Genomic DNA, 25,793 nt, shown 5'->3' on the forward strand with positions numbered 1-25,793 from the left:
CGCACAACTGCGGCGCAATCGCTGCACCAACCCGCTGCACCAACCATTACGCAACACGCTTCTGAGGTAAGGAGAGACCATGAACGATCATCCGTATAGCTTTGGCCGCAATGGTGCGGTCAGCACGGTCGAAACGCGTAACCGCGTACTAAGGAACACCTACTGGCTGCTCGCGCTGTCCATGATCCCGACGGTGCTCGGCGCCTGGGTAGGCGTCGCCACCGGTTTCTCGCTGTTCGCCGCCACCAGCCCCGGCATGAGCATGCTGGCGTTCTTCGCGATCGCCTTCGGCTTCATGTTCGCTATCCAGAGAACCAAAGACAGCGCGATCGGCGTGTTCGTGCTGCTCGGCTTCACGTTCTTCATGGGCCTGATGCTGTCGCGCATCCTGAGCTTCGTGCTCGGTTTTTCGAACGGCCCATCGCTGATCATGCTCGCCTTTGGTGGCACTGGTGTGATCTTCGCGTCCATGGCAACGATCGCCACGGTCAGCAAGCGTGACTTCTCGGGTCTCGGCAAGTGGCTGTTCATGGGCGTAATCGTGCTGCTGCTGGCTTCCGTCGCGAACGTGTTTCTGCACCTGCCGGCGCTGATGCTGACGGTGTCGGTAATGGCAATCGTGATCTTCTCGGCCTACATGCTGTTCGACGTCCAGCGTGTCGTGAACGGCGGCGAAACGAACTACATCACCGCTACCCTCGCGATCTACCTGGATCTGTACAACGTGTTCGTCAACCTGCTCGCGCTGCTCGGCATCTTCGGCGGCAACCGCAACTAAGTCTGACGCAAGGCGCGGGCGCCCCGTGGCGCCCGCGATATACCGGCCTACCGGCCTTGAAGAAAAAGCCCATGGCGAGCGATCGTCATGGGCTTTTTTCATTGCACTGCCGGCATGTCAGCGTTGAATCGCCGAGGAGGGCGATGCCAGCCAATCAGAGGCGGATCACAAGCTCAGCCAGGCGAAACCCTCATCCTGAGAAGCGACTACCACTTCGGTCGGCTCGGCACCCAGCACGCCCGCCACGGCAGCCTGCGCGAGTTCCGGCGAGTTGTTCTGCTGGCTCAGGTGGGCGGCCACCAGATGGCGCAAGCGCGAGCGGTCGAGCGAGGCCAGGATTTCAGCCGCCGCTTCGTTGTTCAGATGCCCATGATTGCCGCCGATACGCGCCTTCAGCGATTGAGGGTAGCGGCTGCCCGCCAGCATCCGCACATCGTGATTGCATTCGAGCACCAGTGCGTCGCAACCGCTCAGCACCGCGCTGATGTGCGGCGTGGAGGTGCCGACGTCGGTCAGCACGCCAAGCCGGCTCGCACCGTTGGAGAGCACGTACTGCAGCGGCTCGCGGGCGTCGTGAGGAACGGTGTAAGGGAGGATGCTGAGGTCGCCGATCGCCACTGCTTCGTCGCCCCACAGCACCTGCAGGTCGACGCCGGCTTCGTCGGCGCCCACCGCGCGGGCGGTGCCCCAGCTCATGTACAACGGAATCGACCACTTGCGCGCCAGCGTCAGCGCACTACCAATGTGGTCGCTGTGTTCATGCGTAATCAAAATCGCGTCGAGACCCTCGACGCTCGCGCCGAGCCGCGTCAGACGCCGCTCGACTTCCTTGGCCGAAAAGCCGCAGTCGAGCAGAACACGCGTGGTGGTTACGCCGCTTTGCGCTTCCACCAGCAAGGCATTGCCTTCACTGCCGCTGCCGAGACTGGCGAAGCGCACAGCCCGCTTAGTTCAGTTGTGCGTGCAGCAACGTCACGATGCGCTGCGCGTCGGACGAGTTATCCACCTGCCCGTTCGCGTCCAGCACCGCCACCTGCGTCACGGTGTCGCCCTTCGAGCGCACATTGACGAGGAATTCCTGACCCGGCTTCTTCGCCGAATTGCCGCTGTAGAACAGCTTGCCGAACAGCCCTTCCTTCTTCAGCTCCTGCATCGAGTCCGCGTAACGCACGTAGTAGATGCCTTTCGCGCGATCGCGGTTGTCGACCGTAAAGTTGGTGCGGTCAAGCGCGAGGCCCACGCGCAACCATGCACGGTCGAACGATTCCTGCAAATCGAGCGTCGACGCACCCGCGCTCTGGTCGATCGTGGCCGGCGCCGCGGCCGGGCGGGCATCGGTCAGGAGTTGCTTCGATTGCGCGTCGGTCAGGCCGAACTTCTGCATCAGCTTGGCGAGGAACAGCGCTTCCAGCGCCGGATCGCGCGGACGCTCCTCCCAGCGCGACGACGTCTTGTCCTGGCCCGTCAGCATTTCCTCCATCGCGCTATGCGTGATCGAGATGTCCGTTGTGTCAGCCGGGCCGCGCGACACGAGCGTGCGGAAGCTGTCACGGGTGCCCGACGAGTAAGCAAAGTCGATCACCTTGCCGACCGTGCGACGGAACCAGTCGTCCGGAATATTGGCGCGGTTTTCAGCCCAGTCGGTGGTCATGATGCCCGTAGCCGGCGCATCGGTTTTCAGCGCGAAGCCGTTTTCCTGCCAGAACTCCTGCAGTTGCGGCCACAGTTGCTCCGGCGTGCGGCCGTCGACCACCAGCCAGCGACGATCGCCGTCACGCTCGATGTGCATGCCCAGCGGGTCTTGCGCATTCGGCCGGCCTTCGGTGGAATTGCCCGCTGCCGTGACCGCGCGTTGCTGCGCGCCGCCCAGCGCCAGATTGGCCGGCGGCGCCACGTAGCGCTGATCGGTCGGCGTGGTGCTCAGATCGCCCGGAACGGCGAGCGGCGGTGCGCTGCCCGCGCCCTTGTAGTTGACGCGGTCGGAGGCGAACCAGTCGTTCAGCGTGTCACAGCCGGCGAGCGTTACCAAGGCAAGCGCCAGCGCCGCCATGCGGGTTGCGTGGAGGGAAAGTGCGGAACGTTTCATGAGGTCCTTCGTGATGCTGGAACGCGGTGCCTGGTTCTGTGTGCCGGGAACGTGGGCTGGATCGACGTCGGTTAAGGGAATGCCGGTGGCAGGCTTTCTTGAGCGCTGGGGGTGCGGGTTGAGCCCGCTTAGCCCAGCAGACCCGCTTCGCGCAGCGCGCCGCGCACCACTTCGTGGTATTGCGCGTCGAGCGGCGTGAGCGGCAGGCGGATTCCGCCCTGCACACGACCCAGTTGCTGCAACGCCCATTTCGCCGGAATCGGATTCGACTCGATGAACAGGTTCTTATGCAGCGACAGGAGTTTCAGATGAATCTCACGAGCGGTCTTCGCGTCCGCGGCAAGCGCGGCTTTGCACAGATCGCTCATGGCGCGCGGCGCGACGTTCGCGGTGACCGAAATGTTACCGTGGCCGCCAAGCAGCATCAGTGCGATCGCCGTGGGATCGTCACCGCTGTAGATGCCGAAATGCGCGGGCGCCGACTTGATCAGGTGCGCGGCACGATCGATATTGCCCGTCGCCTCCTTCACACCGACGATGCCCGGCACCTGCGCGCAACGCAGAATCGTTTCGTTGCTCATGTCCGCGACCGTACGGCCCGGCACGTTGTACAGGATCACCGGCAGATCGACGGTTTCGGCGATCTTCGCGAAGTGGCGATAGATGCCTTCCTGGGTCGGCTTGTTGTAGTACGGCACGACCTGCAGCGTGGCGTCCGCGCCGACGTCCTTCGCCTGCTGCGTGAGCTCGATGGCTTCGGTCGTGGAATTGCCGCCCGAGCCCGCGATCACCGGAATCCGGCCCGCCGTGTGCTCGACTGCGGTTTTGACCATCAGCACGTGTTCCTCGACCGACAGTGTGGCCGACTCGCCGCTCGTGCCGACCACGACCAGCGCGTTCGTGCCCTCTGCGATATGCCAGTCGATCAGTTTGCGAAACGCCGGCAGATCGAGGCCGCCGTCTTCGAGCATCGGAGTAATGATGGCAGGAATGCTGCCGCGAATCTGAACGCCGTCAGTGCTGCTTTGATTGCCGTTAGTCATGAAACGCCATGAATTTGATCAGGTAAACCGCGATTGTAGCGGATTAGCCAGCCAGCTCGTAACAAGGCGGGGCCGCCGCCTCTGCGCGCTCGGCTGAGCGATCCGCCTCCATAATTGCGCATATCCGCTGGACGTAAGCCGGGCGCGGCTGCGCGAGAAATCCGTCTTGAAATGCGACCACACGAAGATGGCCGCGCACCACCTCGAGCAGCTCGCCGGGCGCGAGCAAAAACGCCGGGTTAGACGGTTTTCCAACCCTTTCGTTGCCTTGCGCGAAGGTCTCGTAAACCAGTACGCCGCCGGGCGCGAGCGAACGTAACAGCTGAGGAAACAGCGGCCGGTGCAGGTAATTCGTGACCACGATCGCGGCAAATTTCGCGTCGGCAGGCAAGGGCCACGCAGCGCCTTCGATGTCGGCCGCGAAGGTGCTAATGAGCGGCTCGCCGCGCATCAAGTCCAGTGCGGCCGCATCGCGGTCGAGCGCGGTCACCGGATGGCCCAGTGACGCAAAGAACCGCGCATGCCGACCGGCCCCCGACGCCACGTCGAGAACCGCGCCGCCCGGCGCGACCAGATGCGCCCAGTGACGCACCCAGCGCGACGGTTCGCCGTTTCCGTGCGAGGAACCGTCCGACATGGCAACGGGCGTGCTCATCACGTCAGCGCCGCGATCAGTTGTACGACAGGCCCATCGCCTCGCGCACGTCACGCATGGTTTCCGTGGCGAACTTGCGGGCCTTGTCGCAGCCGTCGGCGACGATCGCGCGCAACAGCGACGGATCGTCCATGTACTTCTGCGCGCGCTCGAGCATCGGCTGCTGCTCGCGCAGAATGCCTTCGATCACCGGTTGCTTGCACTCGAGGCAACCGATACCCGCGCTTCGGCAGCCCTTCTGCACCCACTCGTGCGTGGCTTCGTCCGTGTAGACCTGATGCAGTTGCCACACCGGGCACTTGTCCGGATCGCCCGGATCGGTACGGCGCACGCGTGCCGGATCGGTCGGCATGGTGCGGACCTTCTTCGTGATCGTTTCCGCGTCTTCGCGCAGGCCGATCGTGTTGCCGTACGACTTCGACATCTTCTGGCCGTCCAGACCCGGCATGCGCGACGCTTCGGTCAGCATGGCCTGCGGTTCGACCAGAATGATCTTGCGCGACCCTTCGAGGTAGCCGAACAGACGCTCACGGTCGCTCATCGACAGGCTCTGCGATTCCTGCAACATCGCGCGCGCCTGTTCGAGTGCTTCGTCGTCGCCTTCCTGCTGATAGGCGTTGCGCAGTTCGTGATAAAGCTTGGCGCGCTTGCCGCCCAGCTTCTTCGCGGCTTCGTTGGCCTTCTCTTCGAAGCCCGGTTCGCGGCCGTACAGGTAGTTGAAGCGGCGCGCGATTTCACGCGTCATTTCGACGTGAGGCACCTGATCTTCGCCGACCGGCACGAGCGAGCCGCGGTACAGCAGAATGTCCGCCGCCATCAGCACCGGATAGCCGAGGAAACCGTAGGTGGACAGATCCTTGTCCTTCAGCTTTTCCTGCTGCTCCTTGTAGGTCGGCACGCGTTCGAGCCAGCCGAGCGGCGTGCTCATGCCGAGCAGCAGCGCCAGTTCCGCATGCTCGGGCACCTTGCTCTGGATGAAGAGCGTAGCCTGCGCCGGATCGATGCCGGAGGCGAGCCAGTCGATCAGCACGTCCCACACGTTCTTTTCGATCACTTCGGGCGTTTCGTAGTGCGTCGTCAGCGCGTGCCAGTCGACCACGCAGAAGAAACACGGGTATTCGGACTGCAGCCGCACCCAGTTTTTCAGCACGCCGTGATAGTGGCCGAGGTGCAGCGACCCGGTGGGCCGCATGCCGGAGAAGATACGGTCTGGGAACATGGTTATTTAGAAAAGCGAAACAAGTGGAGTCAGAATTGCGGTAATCGCACCGTAGCCAAGCGTCACGAGCGGGCTCAGCCAATAGCGCGTAAGCGTGCCCGTCATGACCAGCGCCATCACGATGAAAAAGCCGTACGGTTCGAGGCGCGACAGCGCGATCGATTGCCGGGGCGGCAACAGCGCCATCAGCACGCGGCCGCCGTCGAGCGGAGGCAGCGGAAACAGGTTGAGCACGCCGAGCACGAGGTTCACGCCGACGCCGGCGGCCGCCATGCGCGTAAAGAAAGGCTCGTCGATCCCCCCGACGGCAAGTGCGACGCCAACTAGGCCCCAGACCAGCGCCTGCACGAAATTGCAGCCAGGCCCGGCGGCCGCGACCCACAGGCTGCCCCAACGTGGATTGCGCAGATTGCCGAAGGCGACCGGCACCGGCTTCGCATACCCGAACATGAATGCGCCGCTGGTGGCGAAGTACAACAGCAAGGGAATCGCAATCGTGCCGAGCGGATCGATGTGCCGCATCGGATTGAGAGAGACGCGGCCGAGCACATACGCGGTGTTGTCGCCGAGCCAGCGCGCGACATAGCCATGCGCGGCTTCATGCAGCGTGATCGCAAAAATCACCGGCAACGCGTAAACCGCAATGGTTTGTATCAGGGAAGAATCCATAACTCGCTATTGTAACAACGCGATTGCGTGCGTCTGTCCGCTTTCACTCATGCCGTCTCTTCGAGACCGAAGGGCGCGAGAGAACCGCGCCCTGCCCGCACCAGCACCGGCTCCGCGCCGGTCAGATCGATCACGGTAGACGGCTCGCACACGCACGGGCCGCCGTCGATCACCAGGTCCAACTGTTTCTCGAGCCGCTCGCGGATTTCTTCCGGGTCGTTCAGCGGCTGGGTTTCGCCCGGCATGATCAGCGTGGAGCCGAGCAGCGGCTGGCCGAGTTCTTCGAGAATCGCCAGCGTGATCGCATGATCCGGCACCCGCAGGCCGATGGTCTTGCGCGACGGGTGCGACAGGCGCCGCGGCACCTCTTTGGTGGCCTGCAGCACAAACACGTAAGGACCCGGCGTGACCGACTTGATCAGGCGGTACTGCCGGTTGTCGACCATCGCGAAGTTCGCCAGCTCCGAGAGATCGCGCACCAGCAGCGACAACAAGGCCTTCTCGTCGAGCCCGCGAATGCGCCGCAGGCGCTCGACCGCGTCCTTGTCGTCGAGGTGACAGGCGAGCGCGTAGCTCGAGTCCGTCGGCAACGCGACGACGCCGCCGTCGTTGATGATCTGCACGGCCTGTTTGACGAGGCGCGGCTGCGGGTTATCCGGATGAAGCCGAAAGTATTGGGACATTTTGACTAACGATGGCTACGGGTGACGACGGACGAAAAAGCGGACGGAAAAGGCAGACCAGAAATCGGCCGGAAAGCCGGACGGAAGATCGGGCGAAAGCACACGCCTCTCGGACGGAGCCATTCGCGCATGTCGTGCCGCCGCGGCACGGCGCGCGATCACAGCCAGCGTTCCCAGACGGGCTTGAGGTCGGAAGGCAGCGGCGGCAGCGTGCCGAGATCGACACGGCCTTCGCCGGGTGCATGGAAGTCGGAACCGCGCGAGGCTTCGAAGCCGAAGCGGCGCGCGACGTCAGCGTATTCGCGGTACTGGTCCGGCGTGTGGCTGCCCGTCACCACTTCGATCGCCTTGCCGCCGAGGTCGATGAATTCGGCGAAGAACGCGTCGAATTCGACCGGCGAGTACGCGTAGCGCCCCGGATGCGCGATGATCGCCTCGCCGCCGGCCGCCTGAATCCAGCCGACCGCGTCCGCCAGTTTCGCCCAGCGATGCGACACGTAACCCGGCTTGCCGTCGCCGAGGAAGCGGTTGAACACGTCCTGTGTCGAGCTGGCGTAGCCGTTTTCGACCATGAAGCGCGCGAAGTGCGTGCGCGACATCATGTCCGGGTTCGAGACGTATTTGAGCGCGCCCTGGTAGGCGTCGGGGATGCCGAGCGCGGCCAACTGCTCGCCGATGGCTTCGGCGCGCGCCGCGCGGCCGTTACGGGTGCGCGCGAGGCCGTCGATCAGGATCGAACTGGTCGGATCGACACCGAGCCCGACGATGTGCACCGTGCGCGACGCCCACGTGACCGAAATCTCCACGCCGCTCAGGTAGCCCATGCCCAGCGCCTCAGCGGCGCTGCGCGCCTCGTGCTGACCACCCACTTCGTCGTGGTCGGTCAGCGCCCACAGCGTCACGCCGCCCGCGTGCGCGCGGCGCGCGACATCGGCCGGCGCAAACTGGCCGTCAGAAACGGTGGAGTGGCAGTGAAGGTCGGCGTTCATCTTTGTCTTGAGAAAGTTCTGTACTCATTTTACTGCAACGCAGTAAATGGCCGCAGCGCTATCTCGCGATCGTGGACCCGCGCCGAAACCCTTTTGCAAGGTTCAGGCGCAGAAACCCTCGATTAGCGCGGCCACCTGCTCGGGCTGGTCGTGATGCACCATGTGACCCGCTTCGTCGATGATCTTCTCGCGCCAGTTCGGAAAAGCCTGGAAACGCGACTTGAATTCGTCGAGCGGAATCTCCCCGGCGATCTGTGCGAGCGTGGGCGAGTTGACGGCTTCGACGTGCAGCACTTTGGCGGTGACCTTGCGCCACACGGCCATCACTTCGTCGAGGCGGTACAGCGTCGGCCCACGCAGTTTGTGCGCCGGATCGGCAAGCAGCATGAAGCGGCCTTCCCCGTCCGGCCTGGACCAATGCTGCGCGAGAAACTGCGCGCGCTCTGCAGGAAGGCGCGGATTGGTCTTGATCAGGCGCCCGGCGACGTCGTCCAGCGACGCGTAGCGCTTCAACTGTGGCGGGTCGCGCAACTCGTCGAGCCAGTTGCGCAAACGCCTGGGCGCCTGCGCCGAGTGCGAAGGCGCCAGACCGAAGCCTTCCAGATCGACCACACGCCGCACCCGCTCCGGTCGCACGCCCGCATACAGGCAGGCGATGTTGGCGCCCATGCTGTGGCCGACCAGATTGACTTCTCCCGTCGGCGCATAGTGGTCGAGCAGCGCGTCGAGATCGGCGACGTAGTCCTGCATCCAGTAGTTGCCGCCGCCGCGCTCGGCGACCGGCCAGTCCGACAGGCCAAAGCCGCGCATGTCGGGCGCAATCACCTGCCAGTCGCCGCCCAATGCGTCGACGACGAACTGGAACGACGCCGCTACGTCCATCCAGCCGTGCAGCATGAATAGCATCGGGGCATCCGGATTGCCCCAGCGCCGCACGTGCAGACGGATGCCGCGCACGGCGACGAATTCTGACCTGGATGTATTCATGAACGGCATGCCCAAAAAAAGAATGGTCGTTCGATTATAACGAGATGACCAGGCGATGCGTGAGGCCAGGCTATGGAAAAAGGCTTCAGTTGTCCGAGCCCCGCGTGGCCGGTTGTTCAGTATCGAGGCCGGCCAGAGCGATTAGCGCGGCCAGTTCGGCTTCGTCGAAACCGGCGTCGCGGCGCGCCTCGAAATTGAACGGACCGCGTAATTTCGGCGCGCGATACTGGTCGGCGAGCCGCGCGTAGGTGGCGTGCGGATCGAGGCCGGCCTCGTTGCACAGATGGCGGAACCAGCGGTTGCCGATCAGCACATGGCCGATTTCGTCGCGCAGGATCACGTCGAGAATCGCTGCGGACGCCTGGTCGCCCGCCTGCTGCAGGCGGGCGCGGATCGGCGGCGAGGCGTCGAGGCCGCGCGCTTCGAGGGTGCGCGGCACCAGCGCCATGCGCGCCAGCACATCGGCACGGGTGCGCTCGCACATGTCCCAGAGGCCGTCGTGTGCGGGAAAATCGCCGTAGGCGTGGCCGAATTCCGCAAGCCGCGCGACCAGCAGCGAGAAGTGATGCGCCTCTTCAGCGGCGACTTTGAGCCAGTCGGTGTAGAACGCGGCGGGCATGCCGGTAAAACGCCAGACGGCGTCGAGCGCGAGGTTGATGGCGTTGAATTCGATGTGCGCCAGCGCGTGCAGCAAGACGGCCCGCCCTTCAGCCGATTGCATGCTGCGGCGCTTCAGTTTGCGCGGATCGACCAGTTCGGGACGTGCGGGACGACCCGGCAGGCCAATCGGCTCAGCGAGTTCGAGGTCGGCGCGGCATGCGAGGTCGCCGTCGAGCGCGGCGGCGTATAAAGCGCGTGCCGCAGCCGCCTTGGCGGCCGGGTCGATTTCGCGCAATGCGGCCAGCGCAGCGGTGCGAGCGCAGTTCGCCACGCGATTCGGGCAATGCTCGGGATTCGATACCGGCGAAGCGGGCGGAACGGACGAAGCGGCGGAAATCATGGCAACCAGGTTGGCAAGGAGGACGGCAACAGGCAGGACGGGAGGCGCGGCGATTGCTAAGGCCGAGCGCCGGGCGGTGCCGCTGGGCTGTGCCGGACTGGGGCGGACTGAGCCTGGGCCAGCGCCGAGCGACCTAACCACACAACCGTTTACAATACCCGATTCGACCATCTCGCGCGCCTGATGCGCGGCGCCGGTGGGATAACCCGGTTCATCGGGGCGTTTTCGGGTGCTTTTTTGGCGTTTCGCTTGATCTGCCCCATTTCGCAACCGGTTTCGCCGCCCTAGCCGGCCCGCACAGCGTGTATCGACCGATCAAGAGGAGACAGCGTGACCATTTACAAACTTGGCGAAGCGGCCCCGACCATCCATGAAAGCGTGTTCGTCGCGGATTCGGCGAACATTGTCGGCAATGTGACGCTCGAGGAAAATTCGAGCGTGTGGTTCGGCGCGACGCTTCGCGGCGACAACGAGCCGATCACCCTCGGTGCGGGCAGCAACGTCCAGGAAAACGCCGTGCTGCACACCGATCCGGGCTTTCCGTTGAAAATCGAGCCGAATGTGACGATCGGCCATCAGGTCATGCTGCACGGCTGCACGATCAAGGAAGGTTCGCTGATCGGAATTCAGGCGGTGGTCTTGAATGGTGCGGTGATCGGCCGCAACTGTCTGGTCGGAGCGGGCGCCATCGTCACTGAAGGCAAAGTGTTTCCCGACAATTCGCTGATTCTCGGCGCGCCCGCCAAGGTGGTGCGCGAACTGACCGAGACGGATATCGCCAATATGCAGCGCGGCACGGCAAGCTATGCCGAGCGCCGCGAATATTTCAAGGCGCAGCTCGTGCGTATCGGCTAACCAGCCGGGCGCGCGGCGCGCACGGCGCGGCATCAGGCTGCGTCATTCGACCGAGGAAAAGTTGTGAGCGACCAGTTGCAAAAATTCATGTTCAGCGCGGCGCCGGTGCGCGGCGAGATCGTTTCGCTGCGCAATACGTGGCAGGAAGTGCTGACGCGCCGGAACTATCCGGCGCCCGTGCGGACAATTCTCGGCGAAATGATGGCCGCGTGCGCGCTGCTTTCGGCGAACCTCAAGTTCGACGGCACGCTCGTCATGCAGATTTTCGGCGACGGACCGGCCAAGATGCTGGTGGTGCAGTGCAGCTCCGACCTGTCGATGCGCGCCACCGCCAAGCTCTCCGGTGAAACCGGCAATACGATCGACGACACCACCTCGATGATCGAACTGGTCAACGCGAGCGGCCATGGCCGTTGCGTGATCACGCTCGACCCGCGCGACAAGCAGCCCGGCCAGCAGCCGTATCAAAGTATCGTGCCGCTGTCGGGCGCGAACGGCCCGCTCAAGTCGATGTCCGAAGTGCTCGAGCACTACATGCATCATTCGGAGCAGCTCGACACGCGCCTGTGGCTCGCCGCGAACACCGAGCGCGCAGTCGGCATGCTGCTGCAGAAGTTGCCGGGCGACGGCGGCATCGTCCCGCATCCGGGCGAACTGGACGCGGACACGTGGGAGCGCGTCTGCACGCTCGGCAGCACGATGTCGCAAGACGAACTGCTGAAGGAAGAACCGGCAACCATCTTCCGCCGTCTGTTCTGGCAGGAGAATGTTCAGCATTTCGAACCGACCACAACGCGCTTCGAATGCAGCTGTTCGCGAGAAAAGGTCGGCGGCATGCTGAAGATGCTGGGCCGCGAGGAAGTCGACGGCGTGATCGAAGAGCGCGGTCACGTGGAGATTCATTGCGAATTCTGTAACCAGCGGTACGAGTTCGATCCGGTCGACGTGGCGCAACTTTTTGTCGCCAATGCGCTCTCACAAGGTGTGACGCCGGCGGCCGAGCAGCGGCACTGAAGCAGCCAGGCGGTTCCGTGCCGCCTCTGCTGCGGCAGCGGAACGACGCGCCGGCGGCGGCCTTTTCAGGGCTCGGGCGACGCGTTATCGTCGATCATTGCGTTGGATCGTGGCCGGTGCGCGCCGCGCATGTTTTGCTTAGGCATCCGACCGATGGAGATCAAAAGTGAACATCCCTACTTCATTGCAGCATTGCGTGCGCACGTTCACCGTGCTGACGGTCGTCGCCGGCGCCGCCGCGCTTACGGGCTGTGTGATGGACCCACCCGGGCCATCGCCGATTTATAGCCGGCTACCGGCCGACCAGGCGGGCATGGCCAGCGCCGCACGGCCGCTCACGCCGGAAGAACGCGAGCGCTACGATGCAATCGACCGTCAGGTGCTCTCCGATCAGAACCAGGCCATTGCCGCCGAGAACGCCGCGCAAGCGTACTCGCGTTATTACTCGCCGCCTGTCAACGTGTACGGCAGTTATTACGGCGGCGGTTGGGGACACGGCTGGGGTACGGGTGTCGGCGTAGGCTACTCGCCGTATTGGGGCTGGTGAGCCGAAGCAGGCACTCGCGTAGAGTAGGCGTCGATACGCCGAGCCGTCTGGGACTGATGTATCGCAAGCCCGACCAGCCTGAACACACTCAGTGCGCGGCCTTCTTGTCTTTGACCGCCTTCCCGCCGTGCTTGCGATCCGGCTTCGCGCGCGATTCCGGATTCGGCACCACATGCAACGGCGCCGCCGACATCTCGCCGCGCGTGGACGTCGTGACCGAGGGCGTGTTCGCAGTCGGCAACGGCGCGTTCGGCGCGACGAACTGCACGAACACTTCGCTGTCTTTCACCATGCCCATTTCGTAACGCGCGCGCTCTTCCACTGCGGCGGTACCGTTCTGCAAATCCTGGACTTCGCCCTGGATACGCTCGTTGCGCAGCTTCGAATCAGTGTTCTTCTGCAGTTGCTGCGCCAGTTGCTGCTGCAACTCATGCACGCGTAGCCAGCCGCCGTGCCCCCACCAGAGCGGGTACTGGATCAGCGCCAGCAGAACGATCAGGACAGCAGTGACAAGCCGCATGAAGTAAGCACAATAAATACACGCCGCCCTGCGCTATACGCAGGGCGGCGGGGTCAATCAGAAACGAAAGATAACCGGTTCATCGGTCAGCGCTAGCGAACAATCCATTTAGCGCAGATTGTAGAACGCCGACTTGCCCGGGTAGCTGGCGATATCACCGAGGTCTTCTTCGATGCGCAGCAACTGGTTGTACTTCGAGATGCGGTCCGAACGCGACAGCGAACCCGTCTTGATCTGACCGGCGTTCAGGCCGACTGCGATGTCCGCAATCGTCGAATCCTCGGTTTCGCCCGAGCGGTGCGAGATCACGGCCGTGTAGCCGGCGCGCTTCGCCATTTCGATCGCCGCGAAGGTTTCCGTCAGCGTGCCGATCTGGTTGATCTTGATGAGGATCGAGTTGGCGATGCCCTTCTCGATACCTTCCTTCAGGATGCGCGTGTTGGTGACGAACAGGTCGTCGCCCACCAGTTGCACCTTCTTGCCGAGCTTGTCGGTCAGGACCTTCCAGCCGGCCCAGTCGCTTTCGTGCATGCCGTCTTCGATCGACACGATCGGGAACTTGTCGGCCAGGTTCGCGAGGTAGTCCGCGAACTCGGTCGACGACAGTTGCAGGCCTTCACCAGCCAGTTGGTACTTGCCGTCGTGGTAGAACTCGCTGGCTGCGCAGTCGAGCGCGAGCAGCACGTCTTCACCGGCGCGATAGCCAGCCTTTTCAATGGCTTGCAGGATGGTCGACAGACATTCGTCGTTGCTGCCGAAGTTCGGCGCGAAGCCGCCTTCGTCGCCCACGGCCGTGCTCATGCCGCGGTCCGACAGGATCTTCTTCAACGCGTGGAAGACTTCGGCGCCGCAACGCAGCGCTTCGCGGAAAGTCGGCTGGCTGACCGGGACGATCATGAATTCCTGGATGTCCAGGCTGTTGTTCGCGTGCGCGCCGCCGTTGACGATGTTCATCATCGGCACCGGCAGTTGCATTGCACCCGAGCCGCCGAAGTAGCGGTACAGCGGCAGGCCGGCTTCTTCAGCGGCAGCCTTCGCGACGGCCATCGACACGGCCAGCATCGCGTTCGCGCCGAGGCGCGACTTGTTGTCCGTGCCGTCGAGTTCCAGCAGGGTCTTGTCGAGGAAAGCCTGCTCGGAAGCGTCGAGGCCCATGATCGCTTCGGAGATTTCGGTGTTGATGTGCTCGACAGCCTTCAGCACGCCCTTGCCGCCGTAACGGCCGGCTTCGCCGTCGCGCAGTTCGATCGCTTCGCGCGAGCCCGTCGATGCACCCGACGGCACCGCGGCGCGGCCCATCGTGCCCGACTCGAGCAGCACGTCGCATTCGACGGTGGGGTTGCCTCGCGAATCGAGAATCTCTCGACCGATGATATCTACGATAGCACTCATGGTTTCCTCAAGAAATGACGTTGAATTCTTTACTTTGAAACTGCACCTGGCGCAGCTGGTCTCCCCAGCACACTACGCGCCCCGATGCTTTCGACGACCATTGTGCAGCCCGATCGTGACACGCCGCGAACGCCTGAATCAGTTGAAATCGCTTTCGAGGAACGGCGCGCGCTTGACGGCCCGATCTAGCGTAACAAGCGTTTCGAGCAGATCGGCCATGCGATGCAGCGGCACGGCGTTCGGGCCGTCCGACTTGGCTTCCGAAGGCTTCGGGTGGGTTTCCATGAAGAGACCCGAGACGCCGACAGCAACCGCGGCACGCGCCAGCACCGGCACGAATTCGCGCTGACCGCCCGAGCTCGTGCCCTGCCCGCCCGGCAACTGCACCGAGTGGGTGGCGTCGAACACGACCGGTGCGTTGGTTTCGCGCATGATCGCAAGCGATCGCATATCCGACACGAGGTTGTTATAGCCGAACGACACGCCGCGTTCGCACGCCATGAAGCGGTCTTCCGAAAGACCGGCTTCACGCGCCGCATCGCGCGCCTTGTCGATCACGTTCTTCATGTCGTGCGGCGCGAGAAACTGGCCTTTCTTGATGTTGACCGGTTTGCCCGAACGCGCGCAAGCGTGGATGAAGTCCGTTTGACGGCACAGGAAAGCAGGCGTTTGCAGGACGTCGACCACCGACGCGACCTGCTCGATCTCATGCTCGGCGTGCACGTCGGTCAGCACCGGCAAGCCGAGCTGACGCTTTACTTCCGACAGGATGCGCAACCCTTCGTCCATGCCCAGACCGCGGAACGACTTGCCGCTGCTGCGGTTGGCCTTGTCGTACGACGATTTGTAGATGAACGGGATGTTCAGCTTCGCGCAGATTTCCTTCAGCCGGCCGGCCGTGTCGATCGTCATCTGTTCCGATTCGACGACACAGGTGCCCGCGATCAGGAAGAACGGCTTGTCGAGCCCGATTTCGAAATCGCCCAGTTTCATGCTTTCTCCTCAACGCGCGACTGCTGGTGCGCGAGCGCCGCTTCGACAAACGACGTGAACAGCGGATGTCCGTCACGCGGCGTGGACGTGAACTCCGGGTGGAACTGCACACCGACGAACCACGGGTGCATGCTGCGCGGCAACTCCATCATTTCCGGCAGATCTTCACTCGGGGTACGGGCGCTGATGATAAGGCCACCGGCCTCGAGCTGGGGCACGAAGCGGTTATTGACTTCATAACGGTGACGATGGCGTTCGTTCACATCCTTGCCATAGATCTCTTCGGCCATCGTGCCGGGCTTGATCGGGCAACGTTGCGAACCGAGGCGCATCGTGCCGCCCAGATCCGATTCTTCGGTACGCTTTTCGACCTTGCCTTCACGGTCGTACCACTCGGTGATCAATGCGACCACGCGGTTCTCGGTTTCCTGATCGAACTCGGTGCTGTTCGCGTCTTTCAGGCCGACCACGTCGCGGGCGAATTCGATCACGGCCAGCTGCATGCCGAGGCAGATGCCGAGATACGGCACCTTCGCTTCGCGCGCATAGCGGATCGCGGCGATCTTGCCTTCGGTGCCGCGACGGCCGAAGCCACCTGGCACGAGCACCGCATCGAGATGCCTGAGGCTCTCGACGCCTTGCGTCTCGACCTCTTCCGAATCGATGTACTCGATGTTGACCCGGGTCGACGTATGCATCGACGCATGGCGCAGCGCTTCGATCAGCGACTTGTACGATTCGGTCAGATCGACATACTTGCCGACCATGCCGATCGTGACTTCGTGCTTCGGGTTCTCGAGCTTTTCGACGAGGTCAGACCACATCGACAGATCGGCCTGCTTCGGTGTGAGCTTGAGTTCTTCGCAGATGATCGCGTCCAGACCCTGATCGTGCAGCATCTGTGGAATCTTATAGATGCTGTCGGCGTCCCATACGGAAATCACCGCGTCTTCCGGCACGTTCGAGAACATCGAGATCTTCGCGCGCTCGTCGTCCGGAATGCGGCGGTCGGCGCGGCACAGCAGCACGTGTGGCGAAATACCGATTTCGCGCAGTTTCTGCACGCTATGCTGGGTAGGCTTGGTTTTCAGCTCGCCTGCGGTGGCGACCCAGGGCACCAGCGTGAGGTGCACGAAGCACGCGCTGTTGCGGCCCATGCGCAGGCTCATCTGACGCGCGGCCTCGAGGAACGGCAGCGATTCGATGTCGCCCACGGTGCCGCCCACTTCGACGATGGCGACGTCCGGCTCACCGCACGTCGCGGAAGCCGCGCCGCGTTCGATGAACGCCTGGATTTCGTTCGTGATGTGCGGGATGACCTGCACCGTCTTGCCGAGATAGTCGCCGCGGCGTTCCTTGCGGATCACCGATTCGTAAATCTGGCCCGTGGTGAAGTTATTGGCCTTGCGCATCTTCGTGCTGATGAAGCGCTCATAGTGGCCGAGGTCGAGGTCAGTCTCCGCTCCATCTTCCGTCACGAACACTTCGCCGTGTTGAAACGGGCTCATCGTGCCGGGGTCGACGTTGATGTAGGGATCGAGCTTGAGGAGGGTGACTTTAAGACCGCGCGATTCGAGGATCGCGGCGAGGGAAGCGGCGGCAATACCCTTGCCGAGGGAAGATACTACGCCGCCGGTGACGAAAACATATTTGGTCATCGCTGGATGCTCGCGGGAAAAACGGATTATACCGTAAAGCAAGGTCCCGACCCAGCAAAATCCGAGCGACATCGATACGCACTGATGCTACGGCCACGACAATCGCCTGCGCCGATCATGCACCGTTTCGCCTCGCCAGCGCACGCCCCCTCGATGCCACGCCCGACCCGGACGGAGAGTCAGACGCGCCGCTCCAGTTCGCGCAGCATCCGCTGTACCGCGCGCGCGGTTTCGAGCGGTTTTTCCATCGGATACAGATGGCTGCCTTCGATCCATTCCACATGACCGCCGGTCGCGCGGCGGGTCGCGTCCAAACCCGCCTGGCGCACCTCCCTTGAACGCGTGCCGGCAATGAATCCCACCGGCACCGGGGCGCCGTGCGCCAGGCGTGGGCCAAGCGTATGCGGCAAGGTCTTATAGATCTGATACTCGGTGCGACGGTCGAACGCGAGCGAACGGCCGCCGTCGAGCGAGCTCTGCGGGATGCCGAAGTCGATGTAGTCGGACAACATCCGCTCGTCCCAGCGCGCGAACGCCGGCTTCGAATGAAAGTGGCGCCACGCCTCGTCGCGGCTCGCCCACTGCGTGCGGCGCGTGCGGGTGGCGGCCGCGGGCGACAGGCGCTCGTCGAGCCCGGTCCATTGCGACACGCGCAGCATGCTGCTGCGCCAACCGGCGATCACCGGCGAGTCGAGCATCACCACGCCCCTCACCCACTGCGGTTTTTTCAGCGCGGCCATCAGCGACAGATAGCCGCCGAGCGAATGGCCGACCAGCCACACCGGTTGCTCGTACGAGCGGCCGACGTCGTCGAGCAGTTGGTCGACCAGATGCGGCCAGTCCTGCGTGACCGGATAGCGCGCGTCGTGACCGATACGCTCGATCGAGCGCAGCTCATAGTCGTCGGCGAGTTCGGCGAAGATCGTCCGGTAGGTCGACGCCGGAAAACCGTTCGCGTGCGAGAAGTGGATGACGTTTTTCAACTGCGACTATCTCCATTCTGTTTTAGCGCGCCGGATCGGGTCCTGAGTTTTCACCCAGGCCCCAGTCCCGGCGGCACGTTTGTTCTATCAGTGCGGCCGACAATCCATCAGCGATCCATCCAGTAGCGGTGCTGCGTGTCGCGATAGCGCTCGAGCGTCAGTGCGGCGCCGTCCAGGGCCGCGCTCGTTCCGGCGGCGCTGACGCCCGGGCTTCCGTCCGGCCCGGCATTCCGATCGAGGCCTGAGCCGGCGTCTGCGCTGAATGCCGGGCTGACGTCGACCCGCACCGCGCCGTCCGCATCGCTGCGGGCAAGCTCGATGTGCCGTGCCTCGTAACGCTCGAACACACCCGCGTTCGGATGATGAAACCGGTTGCGATAGCCTACCTGAAATAGCGCGACGAGCGGGTCGATAGAGTCGAGGAACGGCTCAGTCGACGAGGTCTTGCTCCCGTGATGCGGCACGACCAGCACCTGGGCGCGCAACGCGTCGCGATCGCGCGCGAGCAGGACGCGTTCGACCGGCGCTTCGATGTCGGCCGCCAGCAAGGCCGTCATGCGCATGGACGCCGTTTGAGCCGCTGTTTGAGCCGCTGTTTGAGCCTTTGCTGCCGGCATGCTCCGCGCGGGCCAGCCGCCTTCTGAAAGCGTCATGCTCGCCGCTGCCGACGCATTCGCCACGCCCGGCGTCCCCACCGCGACTGGCAACGTACTCACCCTCAACACACAGCAATGCGCATTCGGCTTGCCTTGCAGCGGCCCGGCATCCGGCCAGAGCATCGCGAACTCGACACCGTCCCATTGCCAGCGCTGCCCCGCCGCGCAGGGCAGCGTATCCGCCCCGCGTTGCCTTGCGTTCGACCACAGCGGATTGGCGGGCGCCAATGCCGCCACCATCTGACGCACCGCGATCGCGTCCAGTACAGCCGGCGCGCCGCCGGAGTGGTCGGAGTCGGCGTGGCTGACGATCAGCGTATCGAGCGCCGTGACGCCGTGCGACTGCAAAAACGGCACGACAACCCGCTCGCCCGCATGGGTCGATTCAGGCCCCGGTCCGGCGTCGAACAGCAGCGCGTGGTGCGCGGTTTCGACCAGCACCGAGGTGCCTTGACCGATATCCAGCGCCGTCAGACGGAAGCTGCCATGCGGCGGCCCGGACGGCGCCGGCATCAGCAGCGGCAGCCAGGTCAGCGGCGCGGCCCAGCGCAGCGGCCAGCCACGCGGCGCCAGGCACCAGACCACCCCGACCGCGGCCGCGGCGAGCGTCCACGCGTCCGGCTGCGGCAATCGCCAGAGTGTCCATGCCGGGCCGGACAGCATCTGCAGGCCCGCGGCGAGCAGGTCGAGCAAGCTGTGCGCGGCGCGAAAAGCGTAGGCATCGAATGGTGCGGGCAACGCGACGCCCGCCAATACCGCCGGTGTCACCAGCAGGCTCACCCACGGAATCGCAAAGGCATTCGCGAGCGGGCCGATCAGTGGAATTTGCGCGAACCAGTAGACGGTGAGCGGTGCGAGCGCGACGGTCACCGCGAACTGCACATGTGCGGCGCTGCGCAGACGCTCACCGAAGGTGCGAACGCGACGGCGCAAGCCGGACCACAGGCGCGAAAGCCTTGTCGGCGTCACGCCACCCTCTCCCTCTTCATCGCGACGCTGCTCATGCTCCTGCACACGAGGCCGTCCCGACATCGCGAACAGAATCGCGGCCACCGCGCAGAACGACAGCCAGAACCCCGCCGACACGACCGCCCACGGATCGATCAGGAGCACCAGCCCCAACGCCCACGCGAGCACCACCGATCGCGCGACGTTGCGCCCGCCAATAAACGCGAGCGCCACCACGCCCGCCATCCACAACGCGCGCTGCGCCGGCACATTGAATCCGGCCAATGCGGCATGCAGCCCGGCGAACAAGGCGCCACCCGTCACCGCGACGACCTGTGCGGGCAGCAGCAACGGCCAGTTGCGGCCAATGAAACCCGAGCGCCGCCACATCGCGCCGGCGAGCCACGCCGCGAGACCCGCGACAAAACCAATATGCAAGCCCGAAATCGCCACCAGATGACTGGTGCCCGTGCCGCGCATCAACAGCCAGTCGGCCGCGCTGACTTCGTCCTGCGCGCCGATGGCGAGCGCCACCACGATCCCACGATGTGGCGCGTCGGCGAGCACCGTGTCGATGCGCGCACGCAGCGCGGCGCGCCAGCGATCGACCGTCACGCCCACGCCACGCGCTTGACCGGGCAACGGCATGGCGTGAGCCGGTGCGCTCACATAGCCGGTGGCGCGGACATTGCGCGCCAGCAAGCTTGCTTCGGCATCGCGCACGCCGAAGTTCGCATTGCCGTGCGGGCGCTTGAGCCGCACGGTCAGGCGCCAGCGTGCACCCGGTTCGAGCAGCGGCGGCGGCGCATCTTCTGCGATCCACGAGAGTTGAATCACGCGTGGAAACGCGGCGATCGGCGCATCCGCCGACTCGACTTCGAAGAGGAAGCGCGCGCCTTTGTCGTCGCGTGACGGCAGACCCTTGATACTGCCGGCAATGTCGATGTCGCGCCCTTCCCAGGCACTCGGCAAACTCACTGCGAGCCGCGTTTCCGCACGCCAGGCGGCGTAGCCAAAGCCCACGCATAAGGCCGCGATCCACAGCGCGCCCCAACCGACACACGAACGCAAGCGCGCTCTGAACCAGGCGCGTCTCACGCGCGAATTCGCAACTGCCGCACGCGGGTCCGCGATCACCGAAGCAGCGCAGTGCGATCCACCCGAAAGACCACTGCGCACGTCGCTCGAGGAGTCGCAGCACACCTCGCCCGTCGAGTTGCCGCACGCTTCCTCCAAAGAACCGCCGTGCCCTTCGCTAGAAAAGCCGTTGCACACTTCACCCGCAGAGCCGCCCCTCCATTCGCCAGAAGCGCCCCTGCGCAACCCACACGCCGCCACAAGAATCGCCATACACCCCAGCAGCACGAGCGCACACCATCCACCCCAATCCGGCAACGCCGCCTGCCGCTGCAGCCCAATCACACCCAACGCAAACCCGCACCACCATGCCCGCATCCGCCCTCCGCGCCTTCCGCCCAGCCGCCGCCGGACGGCGCAATGCACAGCGAGCAGACGTCGGCAAGCCCGCCGGGCATGTGTTCCGCCCGGCGCGAACCACTCAAACCAGCGCGTTCAATTATGCAGAGGAAAGGGCGAGCCGCGGCAGCGCGGCGAGCGCGTTAGCCGTTGTGCCTAGGGCGGCTTCGTCGGCGGTCATGCCGCGCAGTTGCGCGAGCACCGCACCGATTGCCGGAATCTGCTCCGGCGCGTTGCGCTGCTTGTAGATCCACGAAGGAGCGATGTCCGGCGCGTCGGTCTCGACGACCAGTGCATCGAACGGCAATTGCCCGGCAAGCCGGCGAATTTGCCGCGCCCGCTCGAAGGTCAGATTGCCGCCGAAACCGAGATGCAAGCCCTGGTCGATATACGCCTGAGCCTGCTGGAAACTACCGTTGAACGCGTGTGCGATGCCGCGATGGATCTGATGCCGCCGCAGCCCTTTGATCACCTGGTCCTGCGATTTGCGCACGTGGCAAATCACCGGCAGATCGAATTCGCGCGCCAGTTGAAGTTGGCCGTTGTAGAAGAACTGCTGGCGCGCATCGTCGAGACCCTCGACGAAATAATCGAGGCCGATTTCGCCAATGCCGACGAACAGCGGATCGTCGAGACTCGCCTCGATTTCCATGCGCATCAGGTCGAGGTCGCGCTCCTCTGCACCCGGCGTCAAGAGCGGGTGGATGCCGAGCGCATACGCGCCGCCGTCGATGCGGTGCGCGAGTTCCCGCACCACCGTGAAATTCTCGCGGCCGATCGCGGGAATCACGATACGCCCCACGCCGGCTTGACGCGCCGCGCTGGCAATTGCATCGCGATCGGCGTTGAATTCGGACGCGTCGAGATGGCAGTGCGTATCGATCCACATGGCGCGCCTCGTTAGCTGCGGAGCATCGCTCACGTTCCGCGCGGCGACTAAACCGGCACCGGCGGCTCTTCGTGCAATACGCCGTCGCGCAAACGCATGATCCGATCGCAACGTCCGGCCAGTTCCGGATCGTGCGTGACGATCACGAAGCTGGTGTCGAGCGTTTGCGACAGTTCGAGCATCAGGTTGAACACGGTGTCGGCGGTGCCGCCGTCCAGATTGCCGGTCGGTTCGTCGGCGAGCACGCAAGCAGGCTTGGTGACCAGGGCCCGCGCGATCGCCACACGCTGACGCTCGCCGCCCGACAGTTCGCCCGGACGATGCTTCGCCCGATGCCCCATGCCGACGCGCTCCAGCACCGCGAGCGCTTCGCGTCGCGCGGCCTCGGTCGTCATGCGGCGAATCCGCAGCGGCATGGCGACGTTGTCGAGCGCCGTGAATTCCGGCAGCAGATGGTGGAACTGGTACACGAAACCGAGTGCGCGATTGCGCAGGTCGTTGCGTTCGCGCTCGGAGAGCTTCGTGAACGGCTTGCCCATCACCGAGACATGCCCGGCGCTCGGATCGTCGAGACCGCCGAGCACGTGCAGCAGCGTGCTCTTGCCCGATCCCGACGCGCCGACGATCGCCAGCTTTTCGCCGCGCCGCACGCTCAGTTGCGCGTTGTTGAGCACCTGCACATTGAGGCCGCCCTGCACGAACGACTTCGAAATGCCGGTTGCTTCCAGCACGTTGGGATGCAGCGCGGTGTCTTCAGAGGCCATGGATAAGCTGGTGGAACGGTCATTCATAGCGCAGTGCCTCCGCAGGACGGACCTTCGCACCACGCCAGCTCGGATAAAGCGTTGCCAGCGCCGACATCGCGAACGCGATGATGCCGATCCGCGCCACGTCGGCGGGAATCAGTTCGGACGGCAGTTCGCTGATGAAATACACGGACGGCGGCAGGAACTGCACGCCAAGCAGATGTTCGATCATCGGCACGAGCCACGGAATGCTCCACGCAATCAGGCAGCCGAGCGCGACGCCGGTCGCCGTGCCGATAAAGCCGATCGTCACGCCCTGCACCACGAATATCTTCATGATCGAGCCGGGCTGCGCGCCGAGCGTGCGCAGAATCGCGATGTCAGCCTGCTTGTTGGTCACCGTCATCACCAGCGACGACACCAGATTGAACGCCGCCACCGCGATGATCAGCGTGAGGATGATGAACATCATGCGTTTTTCGATCTGCACCGCCGAGAACCAGGTCTTGTTCTGCTGGGTCCAGTCGCGAATATACAAATCGCCGGACAGGCTGCGCGCCAGCTGATGCGCGACCTCCGGCGCCCGCTGCATGTCGGTCAGACGCAGCCGCACGCCGGTCGGCGCGGGTAGCCGGAACAGCGCTTGTGCGTCCTTGATGTTGATCAGCGCGAGCGTGCTGTCGTACTCGTAATGCCCCGACTCGAAGATGCCCACCACCGTGAACTGTTTCAGCCGCGGCAGCATGCCGGCGGGCGTGATGGTGCCTTCGGGCGCGACCAGCGTGATCTTGTCGTTGACCGCCACGCCGAGATTGGTGGCGAGGTCCGCGCCCAGCACGATGCCGAAGTCGCCCGGCACGAGGTCGGTCAGCTTGCCACCCTTCATTTCCTTGCCGATGTCGGACACTTCAGGCTCGAGCGTCGGTTCGACGCCGCGCAGCGCCACGCCGCTCACAGCGTCCTGGCGCGTGAGCAGCGCCTGCGCCTCGACATACGGCGCCGCGCCGATCACTTCCTTGTTCTGGCGCGCCTCCTGGGCGGTCAATTGCCAGTTGGGCATCGAGCCGGTCGGCGAAAAGATTTCGACGTGCGCCAGCACCGACAGCATCCGGTCGCGCACCTCTTTCTGGAAACCGTTCATCACGGACAACACGACGATCAGCGCCGCGACGCCGAGCGCGATGCCCGACATCGACACGAGCGCGATGAAGGAAATGAAGCCATTACCGGTCGTGCGTTTGCCGGCGCGGGTGTAGCGCCAGCCAATCTGCCATTCGTAGGGAAATTTCAAGCGAATCCTTTTCTGCGTTCTTCGTCTGCTCGTTGGCCTTTTGCTGCGCATGGCGCAGCTTGCGGCTACCGCACCTGTCATGCGGCCTGAGCGCCGTGATCGTTGGTGTCGCGGCAACCCGGATGGTTCCGGTATGACGTTCCGATGCGCTCCGAGGCGCTCCTGTTCTCCAGGCACCCCGAGCGTCACCGAAGCCGTCGCTCCGTCCTCGCCGCCACTGCCGTCAATCAAGCGCGAAGTTTGCCATACAATGCCGCGAACCCGCGCAAAGGCCTTGCACGCGGGGCTCCCGACAGACGCACTGGCCCGGCGGCGGCGTTGGGCGATGGGTCACGCGAAGAAGGCAAACCGCCTGCCGGCGGCGCTGGGCGGCGGGGCTCGAGGCGGTGCCGGAATCCGCCGATATGGTCTGAATACTCGCACTCTTTGCCCTACAATGCGCAGCATCATGCACGCCAACCGTCTTCATCTTCTCCTGCCCTTCGCGCTGCCCTCCGCAGCGGATGCCTCCACCGCCCTGCACGACATCCAGAGTCCGGCCCTCGACCGGCTGATTGCCCGCGCGACGCTGGTCGAACGGGTGGTCGGCGAGGATTTTCAGCGCACGCTGCCGCACGAGCGCTGGGTGGCGCGCCAGTTCGGCGCGCTGCCGGGCGGCAAGGCAGCCGCCGACGAAGCCCCGCTCGCGCCGTACATGCTGCGCGCCGACGGCGGCGAACCCGGCAGCGCCACGTGGGCCTGCGTGCAACCGGTGCACGTGCGCATCGCGCACGACCATCTGGTGCTGATCGATCCGGCCTCGCTCGAACTGTCCGACGACGAAGCCAGCGTGCTGCTGGCGGTCGCCCGGCCGCTGATCGAGGAACTCGGCGTGCGTATCGAAGCGCCGAAGCCCGCGCGCTGGTATTTGTCGGGCGACGGTTTCGGCACGCTGGCAGGCGCATCGCCCTTGCGCGCAAGCGGTCGCAACATCGAAATCTGGCTGCCACACGAGGCCCATTCCGGCGACCGGTCACGCGCCTGGATGAAGCTGCAGAACGAAGTGCAGATGGCGTGGTTCGAACATCCCGTCAATGAAGCGCGGGAGGCGCGTGGGCTACCGGCCGTCAACTCGATCTGGTTTCACGCCCAGGGCGCAGCGCAGCCGGTCAGGAGTCCGTTCGCGCGGGTGTTCTCCGACGCGGCGGCCACGCGTGGCCTCGCCATGACGGCGGGTGTCGAAGTGGGCGCGCCACCGGCATCCTTCGCGGCACTCATGGCGGCGCGCGCCGCGGCCGGTGTTTCAGGCAACGGTTCGGGGCACATGCCTGGCGGCGCGTCCGCAATCGCAATCGCAATCGCGAGCGCTGGTGCTGGTGCTGGTGCTGGTGCTGGTGCTGGTGCTGGTGCTGGTGCTGGTGCTGGTGCTGGTGCTGGTGCTGGTGCCAACGCTAATGCCAATGCCAGTGGCGCCACGCTGGTCGAACTCGATCCCTTCTCCGCACCCTACATCGAGCAGGACTGGGCGCGCTGGAACGACGCCTTCGCCGCCTTGCAAACCGACTGGTTCGAGCCCGCACTAGTAGCGCTGCAATCCGGTCAGTTAAACGAACTCGCCCTGACGCTGTGCGGCGACACCGGCTCGGTGACGCTCACGGTCACGCGCGGCGACCTGCGCAAAATCTGGCGACGGCGCGTGTTCGCCTCGCTGTTTATCGAATGACTCTTCGAATGACC

The 25,793-nt window shown here is 64.5% G+C and carries 24 protein-coding genes; 5 read left to right on the forward strand and 19 right to left on the reverse strand.

The annotated features are described in order from the left end of the window. Positions 1-79 precede the first annotated feature (79 nt). Entirely contained in the window at positions 80-778 is a 699-nt protein-coding gene (locus DSC91_RS18715) for a Bax inhibitor-1/YccA family protein (RefSeq protein ID WP_115780332.1), read from the forward strand. Positions 779-943: 165 nt separating this feature from the next. On the opposite strand, the gene DSC91_RS18720 is transcribed toward DSC91_RS18715, so the two are convergent. The 10 genes from DSC91_RS18720 to DSC91_RS18765 all read right to left on the reverse strand — a co-directional run bounded on the left by DSC91_RS18720 (position 944) and on the right by DSC91_RS18765 (position 10,109). After that, complete coding sequence (locus tag DSC91_RS18720) at positions 944-1,717, reverse strand: MBL fold metallo-hydrolase (protein ID WP_115780333.1); 774 nt, start codon at positions 1,715-1,717, stop codon at positions 944-946. A gap of 7 nt (positions 1,718-1,724) precedes the next feature. Beyond that, positions 1,725-2,864: an outer membrane protein assembly factor BamC gene (gene bamC / locus DSC91_RS18725; protein WP_115780334.1), complete on the reverse strand. Its 1,140-nt coding sequence runs from the start codon at positions 2,862-2,864 to the stop codon at positions 1,725-1,727. Positions 2,865-2,992: 128 nt separating this feature from the next. Beyond that, complete coding sequence (dapA, locus tag DSC91_RS18730) at positions 2,993-3,907, reverse strand: 4-hydroxy-tetrahydrodipicolinate synthase (protein ID WP_115780335.1); 915 nt, start codon at positions 3,905-3,907, stop codon at positions 2,993-2,995. A 43-nt stretch (positions 3,908-3,950) separates the two neighbouring features. Then, on the reverse strand, positions 3,951-4,562 hold the full coding sequence (locus tag DSC91_RS18735) for a class I SAM-dependent methyltransferase (RefSeq protein WP_115780336.1): 612 nt from the start codon (positions 4,560-4,562) through the stop codon (positions 3,951-3,953). Between the two features lie 16 nt (positions 4,563-4,578). Continuing rightward, the gene (locus DSC91_RS18740; protein ID WP_093633534.1) at positions 4,579-5,781 is read right to left on the reverse strand and encodes a tryptophan--tRNA ligase; all 1,203 of its coding nucleotides are present in this window, start codon (positions 5,779-5,781) and stop codon (positions 4,579-4,581) included. Between the two features lie 6 nt (positions 5,782-5,787). Next, entirely contained in the window at positions 5,788-6,450 is a 663-nt protein-coding gene (locus DSC91_RS18745; RefSeq protein ID WP_115780337.1) for a site-2 protease family protein, read from the reverse strand. Positions 6,451-6,497: 47 nt separating this feature from the next. Next, positions 6,498-7,133 carry an L-threonylcarbamoyladenylate synthase gene (locus tag DSC91_RS18750; RefSeq protein ID WP_115780338.1) on the reverse strand — a complete coding sequence of 212 codons (636 nt, stop codon included), beginning with the start codon at positions 7,131-7,133 and terminating at the stop codon, positions 6,498-6,500. Positions 7,134-7,291: 158 nt separating this feature from the next. Then, positions 7,292-8,122 (reverse strand): 3',5'-nucleoside bisphosphate phosphatase, encoded by an 831-nt coding sequence (locus DSC91_RS18755; RefSeq protein ID WP_115780339.1) that lies wholly within the window; start codon positions 8,120-8,122, stop codon positions 7,292-7,294. Positions 8,123-8,224: 102 nt separating this feature from the next. Then, positions 8,225-9,109: an alpha/beta fold hydrolase gene (locus tag DSC91_RS18760; protein ID WP_115783331.1), complete on the reverse strand. Its 885-nt coding sequence runs from the start codon at positions 9,107-9,109 to the stop codon at positions 8,225-8,227. 85 nt (positions 9,110-9,194) lie between these two features. Then, on the reverse strand, positions 9,195-10,109 hold the full coding sequence (locus DSC91_RS18765) for a ferritin-like domain-containing protein (RefSeq protein WP_115780340.1): 915 nt from the start codon (positions 10,107-10,109) through the stop codon (positions 9,195-9,197). A gap of 330 nt (positions 10,110-10,439) precedes the next feature. On the opposite strand from DSC91_RS18765, the gene DSC91_RS18770 reads away from it, so the two are divergent. From DSC91_RS18770 to DSC91_RS18780, 3 genes are all read left to right on the forward strand, one after another. Then, positions 10,440-10,964 carry a gamma carbonic anhydrase family protein gene (locus tag DSC91_RS18770; RefSeq protein ID WP_115780341.1) on the forward strand — a complete coding sequence of 175 codons (525 nt, stop codon included), beginning with the start codon at positions 10,440-10,442 and terminating at the stop codon, positions 10,962-10,964. 63 nt (positions 10,965-11,027) lie between these two features. After that, complete coding sequence (gene hslO / locus DSC91_RS18775; protein ID WP_115780342.1) at positions 11,028-11,978, forward strand: Hsp33 family molecular chaperone HslO; 951 nt, start codon at positions 11,028-11,030, stop codon at positions 11,976-11,978. Between the two features lie 166 nt (positions 11,979-12,144). Beyond that, entirely contained in the window at positions 12,145-12,525 is a 381-nt protein-coding gene (locus tag DSC91_RS18780; protein WP_115780343.1) for a hypothetical protein, read from the forward strand. An 88-nt stretch (positions 12,526-12,613) separates the two neighbouring features. On the opposite strand, the gene ftsB is transcribed toward DSC91_RS18780, so the two are convergent. The 9 genes from ftsB to DSC91_RS18825 form a co-directional block, all read right to left on the reverse strand. Next, positions 12,614-13,045: a cell division protein FtsB gene (ftsB, locus tag DSC91_RS18785; RefSeq protein ID WP_115780344.1), complete on the reverse strand. Its 432-nt coding sequence runs from the start codon at positions 13,043-13,045 to the stop codon at positions 12,614-12,616. 108 nt (positions 13,046-13,153) lie between these two features. Next, positions 13,154-14,437: a phosphopyruvate hydratase gene (gene eno, locus DSC91_RS18790; protein ID WP_115780345.1), complete on the reverse strand. Its 1,284-nt coding sequence runs from the start codon at positions 14,435-14,437 to the stop codon at positions 13,154-13,156. A gap of 138 nt (positions 14,438-14,575) precedes the next feature. After that, positions 14,576-15,430: a 3-deoxy-8-phosphooctulonate synthase gene (gene kdsA / locus DSC91_RS18795; protein ID WP_115780346.1), complete on the reverse strand. Its 855-nt coding sequence runs from the start codon at positions 15,428-15,430 to the stop codon at positions 14,576-14,578. Then, a complete protein-coding gene (locus DSC91_RS18800; protein WP_115780347.1) occupies positions 15,427-17,088 on the reverse strand; it encodes a CTP synthase in 1,662 nt (553 codons plus the stop codon). The genes kdsA and DSC91_RS18800 overlap by 4 nt, the downstream gene beginning before the upstream one ends. Before the next feature lie 179 nt (positions 17,089-17,267). Continuing rightward, a complete protein-coding gene (locus DSC91_RS18805; RefSeq protein ID WP_115780348.1) occupies positions 17,268-18,071 on the reverse strand; it encodes an alpha/beta fold hydrolase in 804 nt (267 codons plus the stop codon). A 107-nt stretch (positions 18,072-18,178) separates the two neighbouring features. After that, positions 18,179-21,130 (reverse strand): DNA internalization-related competence protein ComEC/Rec2, encoded by a 2,952-nt coding sequence (locus tag DSC91_RS18810; RefSeq protein WP_115780349.1) that lies wholly within the window; start codon positions 21,128-21,130, stop codon positions 18,179-18,181. Between the two features lie 121 nt (positions 21,131-21,251). Further along, the gene (locus DSC91_RS18815; protein WP_115780350.1) at positions 21,252-22,040 is read right to left on the reverse strand and encodes a TatD family hydrolase; all 789 of its coding nucleotides are present in this window, start codon (positions 22,038-22,040) and stop codon (positions 21,252-21,254) included. 47 nt (positions 22,041-22,087) lie between these two features. Continuing rightward, the gene (lolD, locus tag DSC91_RS18820) at positions 22,088-22,831 is read right to left on the reverse strand and encodes a lipoprotein-releasing ABC transporter ATP-binding protein LolD (protein ID WP_115780351.1); all 744 of its coding nucleotides are present in this window, start codon (positions 22,829-22,831) and stop codon (positions 22,088-22,090) included. Then, on the reverse strand, positions 22,824-24,077 hold the full coding sequence (locus DSC91_RS18825; protein ID WP_115780352.1) for a lipoprotein-releasing ABC transporter permease subunit: 1,254 nt from the start codon (positions 24,075-24,077) through the stop codon (positions 22,824-22,826). The genes lolD and DSC91_RS18825 overlap by 8 nt, the downstream gene beginning before the upstream one ends. Positions 24,078-24,513: 436 nt before the next feature. Between DSC91_RS18825 and DSC91_RS38035 the strand changes: the two genes are divergently transcribed. Next, on the forward strand, positions 24,514-25,779 hold the full coding sequence (locus DSC91_RS38035) for a regulator (protein WP_115780353.1): 1,266 nt from the start codon (positions 24,514-24,516) through the stop codon (positions 25,777-25,779). Positions 25,780-25,793: the final 14 nt, after the last annotated feature.

It is taken from the genome of Paraburkholderia caffeinilytica, from assembly GCF_003368325.1.
GTDB lineage: Bacteria > Pseudomonadota > Gammaproteobacteria > Burkholderiales > Burkholderiaceae > Paraburkholderia > Paraburkholderia caffeinilytica.

Bases quoted from the DNA above. Each gene is read 5' to 3' on its own strand.
- DSC91_RS18715 (WP_115780332.1), top strand. From the start codon at position 80: ATGAACGATCATCCGTATAGCTTTGGCCGCAATGGTGCGGTCAGCACG.
- bamC (WP_115780334.1), bottom strand. From the start codon at position 2,864: ATGAAACGTTCCGCACTTTCCCTCCACGCAACCCGCATGGCGGCGCTG.
- dapA (WP_115780335.1), bottom strand. From the start codon at position 3,907: ATGACTAACGGCAATCAAAGCAGCACTGACGGCGTTCAGATTCGCGGC.
- DSC91_RS18735 (WP_115780336.1), bottom strand. From the start codon at position 4,562: ATGAGCACGCCCGTTGCCATGTCGGACGGTTCCTCGCACGGAAACGGC.
- DSC91_RS18740 (WP_093633534.1), bottom strand. From the start codon at position 5,781: ATGTTCCCAGACCGTATCTTCTCCGGCATGCGGCCCACCGGGTCGCTG.
- DSC91_RS18745 (WP_115780337.1), bottom strand. From the start codon at position 6,450: ATGGATTCTTCCCTGATACAAACCATTGCGGTTTACGCGTTGCCGGTG.
- DSC91_RS18750 (WP_115780338.1), bottom strand. From the start codon at position 7,133: ATGTCCCAATACTTTCGGCTTCATCCGGATAACCCGCAGCCGCGCCTC.
- DSC91_RS18755 (WP_115780339.1), bottom strand. From the start codon at position 8,122: ATGAACGCCGACCTTCACTGCCACTCCACCGTTTCTGACGGCCAGTTT.
- DSC91_RS18760 (WP_115783331.1), bottom strand. From the start codon at position 9,109: ATGAATACATCCAGGTCAGAATTCGTCGCCGTGCGCGGCATCCGTCTG.
- DSC91_RS18765 (WP_115780340.1), bottom strand. From the start codon at position 10,109: ATGATTTCCGCCGCTTCGTCCGTTCCGCCCGCTTCGCCGGTATCGAAT.
- ftsB (WP_115780344.1), bottom strand. From the start codon at position 13,045: ATGCGGCTTGTCACTGCTGTCCTGATCGTTCTGCTGGCGCTGATCCAG.
- eno (WP_115780345.1), bottom strand. From the start codon at position 14,437: ATGAGTGCTATCGTAGATATCATCGGTCGAGAGATTCTCGATTCGCGA.
- kdsA (WP_115780346.1), bottom strand. From the start codon at position 15,430: ATGAAACTGGGCGATTTCGAAATCGGGCTCGACAAGCCGTTCTTCCTG.
- DSC91_RS18800 (WP_115780347.1), bottom strand. From the start codon at position 17,088: ATGACCAAATATGTTTTCGTCACCGGCGGCGTAGTATCTTCCCTCGGC.
- DSC91_RS18810 (WP_115780349.1), bottom strand. From the start codon at position 21,130: ATGCGGGCATGGTGGTGCGGGTTTGCGTTGGGTGTGATTGGGCTGCAG.
- DSC91_RS18815 (WP_115780350.1), bottom strand. From the start codon at position 22,040: ATGTGGATCGATACGCACTGCCATCTCGACGCGTCCGAATTCAACGCC.
- lolD (WP_115780351.1), bottom strand. From the start codon at position 22,831: ATGAATGACCGTTCCACCAGCTTATCCATGGCCTCTGAAGACACCGCG.
- DSC91_RS38035 (WP_115780353.1), top strand. From the start codon at position 24,514: ATGCGCAGCATCATGCACGCCAACCGTCTTCATCTTCTCCTGCCCTTC.